This window comes from Raoultella sp. (genome assembly GCF_039594335.1).
In the GTDB taxonomy this organism is placed as follows: domain Bacteria; phylum Pseudomonadota; class Gammaproteobacteria; order Enterobacterales; family Enterobacteriaceae; genus Klebsiella.
The window spans coordinates 1-9,859 of the sequence record NZ_JBCNNS010000142.1; the positions used below are offsets into that span (position 1 = coordinate 1).

General features: G+C 55.2%; 10 protein-coding genes and 1 pseudogene. 6 read left to right on the forward strand and 5 right to left on the reverse strand.

What is annotated here, in order from left to right; translation table 11 throughout:
• Both ACZAHD_RS18940 and lplT read left to right on the forward strand, forming a co-directional pair.
• On the forward strand, window positions 1–186 hold a 186-nt coding region (locus tag ACZAHD_RS18940; RefSeq protein ID WP_462458152.1), incomplete at its 5' end, for a hypothetical protein.
• Window positions 179–1,372, forward strand: coding sequence for a lysophospholipid transporter LplT (gene lplT / locus ACZAHD_RS18945; protein WP_462458153.1), 1,194 nt, complete (start codon window positions 179–181; stop codon window positions 1,370–1,372). The genes ACZAHD_RS18940 and lplT, both read left to right, overlap by 8 nt.
• 117 nt (window positions 1,373–1,489) lie before the next feature.
• Here the strand turns inward: lplT and ACZAHD_RS18950 are convergent, their stop codons facing one another.
• The 5 genes and pseudogenes from ACZAHD_RS18950 to ACZAHD_RS18970 all read right to left on the reverse strand — a co-directional run.
• Complete coding sequence (locus ACZAHD_RS18950; protein WP_462458154.1) at window positions 1,490–2,530, reverse strand: NADP(H)-dependent aldo-keto reductase; 1,041 nt, start codon at window positions 2,528–2,530, stop codon at window positions 1,490–1,492.
• A gap of 234 nt (window positions 2,531–2,764) precedes the next feature.
• On the reverse strand, window positions 2,765–2,983 hold the full coding sequence (locus ACZAHD_RS18955; RefSeq protein WP_004867116.1) for a YgdI/YgdR family lipoprotein: 219 nt from the start codon (window positions 2,981–2,983) through the stop codon (window positions 2,765–2,767).
• 123 nt (window positions 2,984–3,106) lie between these two features.
• Window positions 3,107–3,820: a TerC family protein gene (locus ACZAHD_RS18960; RefSeq protein WP_462458155.1), complete on the reverse strand. Its 714-nt coding sequence runs from the start codon at window positions 3,818–3,820 to the stop codon at window positions 3,107–3,109.
• 63 nt (window positions 3,821–3,883) lie between these two features.
• Window positions 3,884–4,579: a DNA mismatch repair endonuclease MutH gene (gene mutH / locus ACZAHD_RS18965; protein ID WP_462458156.1), complete on the reverse strand. Its 696-nt coding sequence runs from the start codon at window positions 4,577–4,579 to the stop codon at window positions 3,884–3,886.
• Window positions 4,580–4,667: 88 nt separating this feature from the next.
• Window positions 4,668–4,808, reverse strand: a pseudogene (locus tag ACZAHD_RS18970) (hypothetical protein); the annotation flags it as partial.
• Window positions 4,809–5,261: 453 nt separating this feature from the next.
• Here ACZAHD_RS18970 and rppH point away from each other — a divergent pair.
• From rppH to thyA, 4 genes are all read left to right on the forward strand, one after another.
• Window positions 5,262–5,792 carry an RNA pyrophosphohydrolase gene (gene rppH / locus ACZAHD_RS18975; RefSeq protein WP_004867097.1) on the forward strand — a complete coding sequence of 177 codons (531 nt, stop codon included), beginning with the start codon at window positions 5,262–5,264 and terminating at the stop codon, window positions 5,790–5,792.
• A gap of 12 nt (window positions 5,793–5,804) precedes the next feature.
• Entirely contained in the window at window positions 5,805–8,051 is a 2,247-nt protein-coding gene (ptsP, locus tag ACZAHD_RS18980) for a phosphoenolpyruvate--protein phosphotransferase (RefSeq protein ID WP_462458157.1), read from the forward strand.
• A gap of 261 nt (window positions 8,052–8,312) precedes the next feature.
• On the forward strand, window positions 8,313–9,188 hold the full coding sequence (lgt, locus tag ACZAHD_RS18985) for a prolipoprotein diacylglyceryl transferase (protein ID WP_462458158.1): 876 nt from the start codon (window positions 8,313–8,315) through the stop codon (window positions 9,186–9,188).
• Window positions 9,189–9,194: 6 nt separating this feature from the next.
• Window positions 9,195–9,859: thymidylate synthase (gene thyA / locus ACZAHD_RS18990; RefSeq protein ID WP_462458159.1), on the forward strand; the 665-nt coding region annotated here is incomplete at its 3' end.

Here is a 9,859-nt window from a genome sequence, read left to right on the forward strand (position 1 = left end):
TTTACCACCGATAATGAACTGAACCGTGAAAAACTGCTGCGCTACGCCCGTGAACATGGCGTACCGGAGCTGGCGGTACCGCGCGACATTCGCTGGTTGAAGCAACTGCCGGTTCTCGGCAGCGGCAAGCCGGACTTTGTCACCCTTAAAGGTATGGTTGAGCAGACGGAACATTCTGATGAGTGAGTCAGTACACACTAACACCTCGCTGTACTCAAAAGGGATGATGGCGGTCATCTGCGCCCAGTTTCTCTCGGCATTTGGCGATAACGCGCTGCTGTTTGCCACGCTGGCGCTGATGAAACAGCAGTTCTACCCGGACTGGAGCCAGCCGGTGATGCAGATGCTGTTTGTAGGCGCTTACATACTGTTTGCGCCGTTTGTCGGCCAGTTTGCCGACAGCTTTGCCAAAGGGCGAGTGATGATGGTCGCCAATGGCATGAAGCTGGTTGGCGCAGGCTGCATCTGTTTTGGCCTGAACCCGTTTATCGGCTATACCCTGGTGGGGATCGGCGCGGCGGCCTATTCACCGGCCAAATACGGCATCCTTGGCGAGCTGACCACCGGGGATAAGTTAGTGAAAGCTAACGGTTTGATGGAGTCGTCGACCATTGCGGCGATTTTGCTGGGATCGATGGCCGGCGGTATTCTGGCCGACTGGCACGTGCTGGCCGCGCTGGCCATCTGCGCGCTGGTGTACGGTGGGGCGGTGATCGCCAACCTGTGGATCCCGAAGCTGCCGGCGGCGCGTCCCGGTCAGTCGTGGCATTTTACGCCGATGACCCACAGTTTCTTTAGCGCCTGTCGCACGCTGTGGCGTAATGGCGAAACGCGTTTCTCCCTGATGGGAACCAGCCTGTTCTGGGGCGCTGGCGTGACGCTGCGCTTCCTGCTGGTGCTGTGGGTACCGGCGGCGCTTGGCATCACCAGCAACGCCATGCCGACCTATCTCAATGCGATGGTGGCAGTGGGGATTGTGCTGGGCGCCGGGGCTGCCGCGAAGTGGGTCACCTTACAAACCGTCTCTCGTTGCATGCCTGCCGGGATTTTAATCGGTGTCGCGGTGATCTTTTTCACCGTGCAGCATGCACTCTTACCGGCATTTGGTCTGCTGTTGCTGCTCGGTATTTTTGGCGGCTTCTTTATTGTGCCGCTCAATGCGCTGCTGCAGGAACGCGGTAAGCATACCGTTGGCGCAGGTAACGCGATTGCGGTACAGAATCTTGGTGAAAACGTGGCCATGCTGCTGATGCTGGGGCTCTATTCGCTGGCGGTGAGTATCGGTATTCCGGTGGTTGGCGTCGGGATTGGCTTTGGCGCGGTGTTTGCGCTGGCGATTGCCGCGCTGTGGATCTGGGGACCGCGCAAATAATGCCCCGGCTCGCGCTGTGCTTAGCCGGGCTACCGTACTCTGCATACGGTGGTTTTGTCGCCCGGATCAGGTTGTAGCCCGGATAAGGCGTTAGCCGCCATCCGGGGCTTTACGGTCTTACGGCGCCGGGTAGGTATAAACCTGGTGCACCGCTTCAATTTCCGCTAATACCGCTTCACTCAGCTCAAGATGCAGACTCTCAACGTTGGTTTTAAGCTGCTCCAGCGTGGTGGCGCCCAGCAAGGTACTGGCGACGAACGGCTGACGACGGACAAAGGCCAGCGCCATCTGCGCCGGGTCGAGGTTATGACGTCTGGCGATATCGACATAGGCCGCTACCGCTTTCTGCGACTGTTCGCTGCTATAGCGCGTGAAGCGACTGAAGAGCGTATTACGCGCGCCGGCCGGTTTTGCGCCGTTAAGATATTTGCCGGTCAGGGTGCCAAATGCCAGGCAGGAGTAGGCCAGCAGCTCAACGCCTTCATACTGGCTGACTTCCGCCAGGCCCACTTCGTAGCTGCGGTTCAGCAGGCTGTAGGGATTCTGGATGGTGACGATACGCGGCAGGTCGTGTTTATCCGCCAGGTGCAGATAACGCATGACGCCAAAGGCCGTTTCGTTGGAGACGCCGATATAGCGGATTTTACCGGCGCGCTGGAATTCGGTGAGCGCTTCCAGGGTATCCAGCAGAGTGACGACCGGCGTGGTGTCGGTCCAGCTATAGCCCAGTTTGCCGAAGCAGTTGGTCGGGCGCTGCGGCCAGTGAACCTGGTAGAGGTCGAGATAATCGGTTTGCAGGCGCTTCAGGCTGTCGTGCAGCGCGTCACGGATGTTTTTACGATCAAGCGCATGGTTTGGACGAATGCTGCTGTCGTTGTTACGCGCGGGGCCGCTGACTTTAGAGGCGATAATCAGCTTTTCGCGATTGCCGCGTTTCGCCAGCCAGTTGCCGACGTAGGTTTCTGTCAGCCCCTGGGTCTCCGGGCGCGGGGGGACGGGATACATTTCAGCGACATCAATCAGGTTAATATCCTGGCTGACAGCATAGTCGAGCTGTTGGTGCGCGTCGGCCTCGCTATTCTGCTCACCAAAAGTCATAGTGCCCAGCCCGAGCGTGCTGATTTCAAGAGAACTGTGTGGGATACGGTGATACTGCATAGCCGGCTTCCTTTTTTATTAACAAGGTCAGGAGTTCCCCGACAAAGGAGTATCAAAATGGCAGAGGGGGAGAAAAAGAGGAAGTAAAAAATCAAAAAAGCCGGGGTTTCAGATTCCAAAGACGCGATGCTGTGGAGAGTTCAGAAGGGCCCGACTCATTATTAAGAGGGTTCGCTGTCGGGGGAGGGGGCCTCGCCAGGCGAGTGCTGGCAGGCGACTGACCGACGAAAAGTCTTAACGTTTAATAATCTGCGAAACATCATCGCGGTTGATCTGCATTTTATTGCCCTGCTGATCTTCGTAGCTGATGAGGCCGGTATCATCGTCAACGGCTGGCTTACCATCGGTCAGGATCATGCGTCCGTCTTTTGTCGCCATCACATAATCGCTGCTGCAACCGGAAACCGAGAACGCCAGTCCCACGGCTGAAATCAATACTGCCCATTTTTTCATCGTCATTACCTCTTGAATGGTCGCACCTCATACCAAGGTATTAATAGCCTGATTTATGAGACATAAAAAGCAGTAAAGTCTTAAAAAAGTTTGCAGCCCAGGTTTGGGCTGCATTTTTGTGGGTTACAGTGGATTTTTTTTATTACGCAACAGGTTAAGACTTTCGACGGCAATCGAAAAGAACATCGCGAAGTAGATGTAGCCTTTCGGAATATGTATCTGGAAACTTTCCAGCATCAGGGTAAAGCCGACAAGAATCAGAAACGACAGAGCCAGCATTTTCACCGACGGATGACGGTCAACAAAGTCGCCAATCGGTCGGGCGGCGAACATCATTACGCCGACGGCAATGACCACCGCTGCCATCATGATGAACAGATGATCCGACAGCCCAACTGCAGTAATCACCGAGTCGAGGCTGAAAATGATATCCAGTACCATGATCTGCACGATGGCGCCCATAAAGGAATGGACGTTGGTTTTCAGCCCTTCCTCTTCGCCCTCGATCGACTCATGGATCTCTTTACTCGCCTTCCAGATCAGGAACAGACCGCCGAGCAGTAAGATCAAATCGCGAAACGAGATCGCGTGGTCGAAAACGGTAAACAGCGGATGGGTGAGCTTAACAACCCAGGCGATAGAGGCCAGCAGCCCCAGACGCATCAGCATCGCGCCCATCAACCCGATACGTCTTGCGTGAGCACGTTGGGCGGTGGGAAGTTTGGCAACAACCAGAGAGAGAAAAATAATATTATCGATCCCCAGTACGATCTCCAGCAGCGTCAGCGTACCGAGCGCCAGCCAGGCGTTGGGATCGGTTATCCATGCAAATAACATTGTTCAAAGTCCTGCAAAAAAGAAAGTCGCAATTATATGCAACCTGCCAGGCAGAACAAAAAATTAATCGTGGCTAAGGAGAAAATGACGGGCCAACAGGGCGGCGGTGAAATTCTTCTTCAGGTAGAAGCCGCGCGGCAGCGTGAGAATCGGCTCACCGTGGACGCCAATAGCCTCGGTTAACGCTTTGCTGTTGGCGGCTTTCGGGCGCAGCTGTAGCACTTCGCCATGGCGGGCGGTGATGCGTTCCACCTCACCCAGCACGATCAGATCCATCAGCTCTTCCCAGTCCATTCGCAGTTGGCGATCTTCTTCTTCATTGGGGCTCCACAACAGCGGGGCGCCGACGCGGCGTTCCGCCAGCGGAATGGCACGATCCCCTTCCACCGGTACCCACAGGACGCGTTTGAGCTTATGGCGCACGTGACTACTCTCCCAGGTCACGCCGCTGTTACCGGTAAGCGGGGCGACGCAGACAAAGGTGGTTTCCAGCGGCCGACCCTGGCTGTCGACAGGAATGGTCTTCAGCTCGACGCCCAGCGCGGCGAAATCCTGCTCGGGTTTACTTCCGGCGCTGGCGCCCAGCCAAATCTCCAGCAAAATGCCAATCCATCCTTTATCACGTTTTAAATCGCGTGGAATGGGAATCCCCGCCAGCGCCGCCAGTTCGCCCAGCGAGTAGCCCGCCAGCCCCTGCGCCTGGGTCAGGAGCTGCTGCTGGGTTTGCGGTGGGGATGTTAGCGGCGCGATGGCGGGCATACGGTAAAACCTCTGGTTAAAAAGTGAACGCTAATTCAGCGCGTTGTGGATAGAGTTTACCTTTTTCTGGGTAACTATAACAATATGATGATTCATATGGGTTTTTTTTCATTTTTTTGTCGTTGTGAAAAGAGTGAAACCGGGTTTTCCAGAACTGGTCACTGGCAATGAACAGGATCTTACACCATGTTATCCACAGAAAAATGGGATAACTGGGGAAAAGTGGCACTACTGTTTCCATTTACAGCCTTGACGTGCGACGAAAATCGAATTTTTAGACAAAATGTGCCTGGCGGACTCGGATAATCTGTGGATAAAATCAACATTGTTCGATCTTTCATCAGCGACAGGATCACATATGTGATGATCATCACATTTGACTGTAATTATTGAAAGGTAGATATGCTAACATAATGAATGTAATGCCATTATTAAATGGTGCTATTCGTAAGCGCTTCGGACTACTCCGGGTTTTCCCTGGGTAATTCCATACTTCTTCACAACTCTATCCACAGAAAAAGTGAATAAAATGGGGGCGCGATCGCTTTCGTTGTTTATAACTCTGCTGATTACTGTGAGTTATTCAAATGTTATTCGGCCGCACAGTGGCAACAGAGTGGTTTACCGTTTACAGCGAGTGTGAAACAATCATTCACATTGAAGATTATTTTGAGGTAGTCCGGTGATTGATGACGATGGCTACCGCCCAAATGTCGGTATTGTAATCTGTAATCGCCAGGGCCAGGTGATGTGGGCCAGGCGCTATGGTCAGCACTCATGGCAGTTCCCGCAAGGGGGCATTAATCCAGGGGAATCAGCCGAGCAGGCAATGTATCGGGAATTGTTCGAAGAGGTGGGATTAAGTCGTAAAGATGTGCGAATCCTGGCCTCAACCCGTAACTGGCTGCGTTACAAATTGCCTAAACGTTTGGTGCGTTGGGACACAAAGCCGGTTTGTATCGGCCAGAAACAGAAGTGGTTTCTCCTGCAGTTGATCGGCAGCGATGCGGAAATCAATATGCAAACCAGTAGTACACCTGAGTTTGATGGGTGGCGCTGGGTCAGTTACTGGTACCCGGTTCGTCAGGTGGTGTCGTTTAAGCGCGACGTGTACCGCCGGGTGATGAAAGAGTTTGCCAGCGTGACCATGTCGCTGGCGGAAAGTGCACCTAAACCGCAAAGCGCGCCTGCGTATCGACGTAAAAGAGGTTAAGCCACGCATATTATGCTCACTCGGTTACGAGAAATCGTCGAGAAGGTCGCGAGTGCGCCGCGTTTAAACGAGGCGCTGGATATCCTGGTCACCGATATCTGCACCGCGATGGAAACGGAAGTTTGTTCGGTTTACCTGGCCGATCACGACCGACGATGTTACTACCTTATGGCAACTCGCGGGCTGAAAAAACCTCGCGGGCGCACCGTTGCGCTCGCCTTTGACGAAGGCCTCGTTGGCCTGGTTGGGCGCCTTGCAGAGCCTATCAACCTTGCTGATGCGCAAAAACACCCTAGCTTTAAATATATTCCGGCCGTTAAAGAGGATCGCTTCCGCGCATTTCTTGGCGTGCCGATTATCCAGCGGCGTCAGTTGCTGGGGGTGCTGGTGGTGCAGCAGCGTGAGCTGCGTCAGTTTGATGAAAGCGAAGAGTCGTTTCTCGTCACTCTGGCGACGCAAATGGCCGCCATTCTTTCCCAGTCTCAGCTGACTGCGCTGTTTGGTCAGTATCGACAGACGCGCATTCGCGCGCTGCCTGCCTCCTCCGGGGTGGCTATTGCCGAAGGCTGGATGGACATCAGTCTGCCGCTTATGGAGCAGGTGTACGAAGCCTCGACGCTGGATACGGCTTCCGAGCGCGAACGCCTGACCGGCGCGCTGGAAGAGGCGGCAAATGAGTTTCGTCGTTACAGCAAGCGCTATGCAGCCGGGGCGCAAAAAGAGACGTCGGCGATCTTCGATCTCTATTCGCACCTGCTCTCCGACGCGCGTCTGCGTCGTGAGCTTTTTGCGGAAGTCGACAAAGGCGCGGTGGCAGAATGGGCGGTGAAAAAGATCATCGAGAAGTTCGCCGAACAGTTTGCCGCCTTGAGCGACGGGTATCTGAAAGAACGGGCTGGCGATTTGCGTACGCTGGGTCAGCGCCTGCTTTTCCATCTCGATGATACGATTCAGGGTTCCAATACCTGGCCGGCGCGTATTGTGCTGGTCGCAGACGAGCTGTCGGCCACTACGCTGGCGGAAGTTCCGCAGGACAGGCTGGCGGGCGTCGTCGTCCGCGATGGCGCAGCGAACTCCCACGCCGCCATTATGGTGCGGGCGCTGGGGATCCCGACGGTTATGGGGGCTGATATCCAGCCTTCATTGCTCCACGGTCACATGTTGGTGGTGGATGGCTACCGCGGCGAGCTGTTGGTCGACCCGGAACCGGCGCTGCTGCAAGAATATCAGCGTCTGGTCAGCGAAGAGAATGAACTCAGCCGGCTGGCGGAAGGCGATCTGGAACACACTTCCGAGCTGAAAAGTGGCGAGCGGGTGAAGGTCATGCTGAACGCGGGTCTGAGCCTGGAACATGAAGAAAAGCTCGGCAACTTTATCGACGGCATCGGTCTGTATCGGACGGAAATCCCGTTTATGCTGCAAAGCGGTTTCCCGTCGGAAGAGGAGCAGGTCGCCCAGTATCAGGGCATGCTGCAGATGTTTAATGAAAAGCCCGTGACCCTACGTACGCTGGATATCGGTGCCGATAAACAGCTGCCGTATATGCCGATCAGCGAAGAGAATCCGTGCCTCGGCTGGCGTGGGATCCGTATTACCCTCGATCAGCCGGAAATTTTTCTTATCCAGGTGCGCGCCATGTTGCGTGCCAATGCCGCCACCGGCAACCTGAGTATTTTACTGCCGATGGTGACCAGTCTTGATGAGGTGGATGAGGCGCGCCGCCTGATCGATCGCGCCAGCCGTGAAGTCGAAGAGATGATTGGCTACGCTATTCCTCGCCCGCGTCTTGGCGTGATGCTGGAAGTGCCTTCGATGGTCTTTATGCTGCCGAATCTCGCCAGCCGTGTGGATTTTATCTCGGTTGGGACGAATGACCTGACTCAGTATATCCTCGCCGTCGATCGCAACAATACCCGGGTTGCCAGTATGTATGACAGCCTGCATCCCGCCGTGCTGCGGGCGCTGGCGATGATTGCGTATGACGCTGAACGCTTCGGCATCGACCTGCGGCTGTGCGGCGAAATGGCGGGCGATCCGATGTGCGTGACGATCCTGATTGGTCTTGGCTATCGCCATCTGTCCATGAACGGCCGTTCGGTGGCAAGGGTCAAATACCTGTTGCGGCGTATCGATATTGCTGAAGCTCAGGAGCTGTCGCGCCGGAGTCTTGAAGCGCAGATGGCCACAGAGGTTCGTCATCAGGTGGCGGCTTTCATGGAGCGACGCGGCCTGGGCGGCTTGATCCGCGGCGGCCGCTAGCTGTCAGGAAGCGGTATGCCGGGTAAGCGTAGCGCCACCCGGCAAAATAATGGCTCAGTCAGCTCGCCCGGGCGGGCGGCACCGCTTCCGGTAAAACGCCCGTGTGCTGTTAGCATTCATATACATATCTTTTACAACAACGGCGCGGCCAGCGAATTAACCTTATGCTATTATTCGCCCCCTTGGAGCACCCGTATTGGTCGGGCGTGTATGATTACCGCTGTCCACTTTCGGCGGAATAACAAGTCTTTATGGTGACAGATGAATAGTGGCTACCTGCATTTTCCGGATTTTGATCCGGTAATATTTTCCGTTGGGCCGGTCTCCCTCCACTGGTACGGGATGATGTATCTGGTCGGGTTTGTTTTTGCGATGTGGTTAGCCACCCGTCGGGCCAACCGTCCGGGTAGTGGCTGGACCAAAAACGAAGTCGAAAACCTGCTATATGCCGGGTTCCTTGGCGTTTTCCTCGGTGGCCGTATCGGCTACGTCCTGTTCTATAATCTGCCGGTTTTCCTGCAGGATCCGCTGTATCTGTTCCGCGTCTGGGACGGCGGTATGTCGTTCCACGGTGGTCTGATTGGTGTCATCCTCGTAATGATCATCTTTGCCAGACGCACCAAACGCACTTTCTTCCAGGTTTCCGATTTTATCGCACCGCTGATCCCCTTTGGCCTGGGGGCGGGGCGTCTGGGCAACTTTATCAACGGTGAGCTGTGGGGACGGGTCGATCCGAGCTTCCACTATTCCATGATTTTCCCCGGTTCGCGCGCGGAAGATATGGCGCTGCTGCCGTCTCATCCGCAATGGCAATCGCTGTTTGATACCTATGGTGCACTGCCGCGTCATGCTTCGCAACTGTACGAGCTGGCGCTGGAAGGGATCGTCCTGTTCCTGATTCTGAACCTGTTTATCCGGAAACCGCGCCCGACCGGCTCGGTCTCGGGTTTGTTCCTGATTGGCTACGGTCTGTTCCGCATTATCGTGGAATTCTTCCGCCAGCCAGACCAGCAGTTCACCGGCGAATGGGTACAGTACATCAGCATGGGGCAGATTCTTTCGATCCCAATGGTGCTTGCGGGTATCATTATGATGGTCTGGGCGTACCGCCGTCGTCCGCAGCAACAAACTTCTTGAGGAACCATGAAACAGTATCTTGATTTGATGCAGAAAGTGCTCGCCGAGGGCACGCAAAAAAATGACCGCACCGGCACCGGCACGATCTCCATTTTCGGCCATCAGATGCGTTTTAACCTGCAGGAAGGCTTCCCGCTGGTGACGACCAAGCGCTGTCATTTACGCTCCATCATCCATGAACTGCTGTGGTTCCTCCAGGGTGACACCAACGTCGCGTATCTGCATGAAAATAACGTCACTATCTGGGACGAATGGGCAGATGAGAAGGGCGATCTGGGGCCGGTCTATGGTAAACAGTGGCGTTCCTGGCCTGCGCCGGACGGTCGCTACATTGACCAGATCAGTACCGTGATGGAACAGCTGAAAAACGACCCGGATTCACGTCGGATCATCGTTTCTGCCTGGAATGTGGGCGAGCTGGATAAAATGGCGCTGGCGCCGTGCCATGCGTTTTTCCAGTTCTACGTTGCGGACGGTAAACTCTCCTGTCAGCTCTATCAGCGCTCCTGCGATGTGTTCCTCGGCCTGCCGTTTAACATCGCCAGCTATGCGCTGTTGGTGCACATGGTCGCCCAGCAGTGCGATCTGGAAGTCGGTGATTTTGTCTGGACCGGTGGGGATACTCACCTCTACAGCAACCACCTTGAACAGACGAATCTGCAACTGAGCCG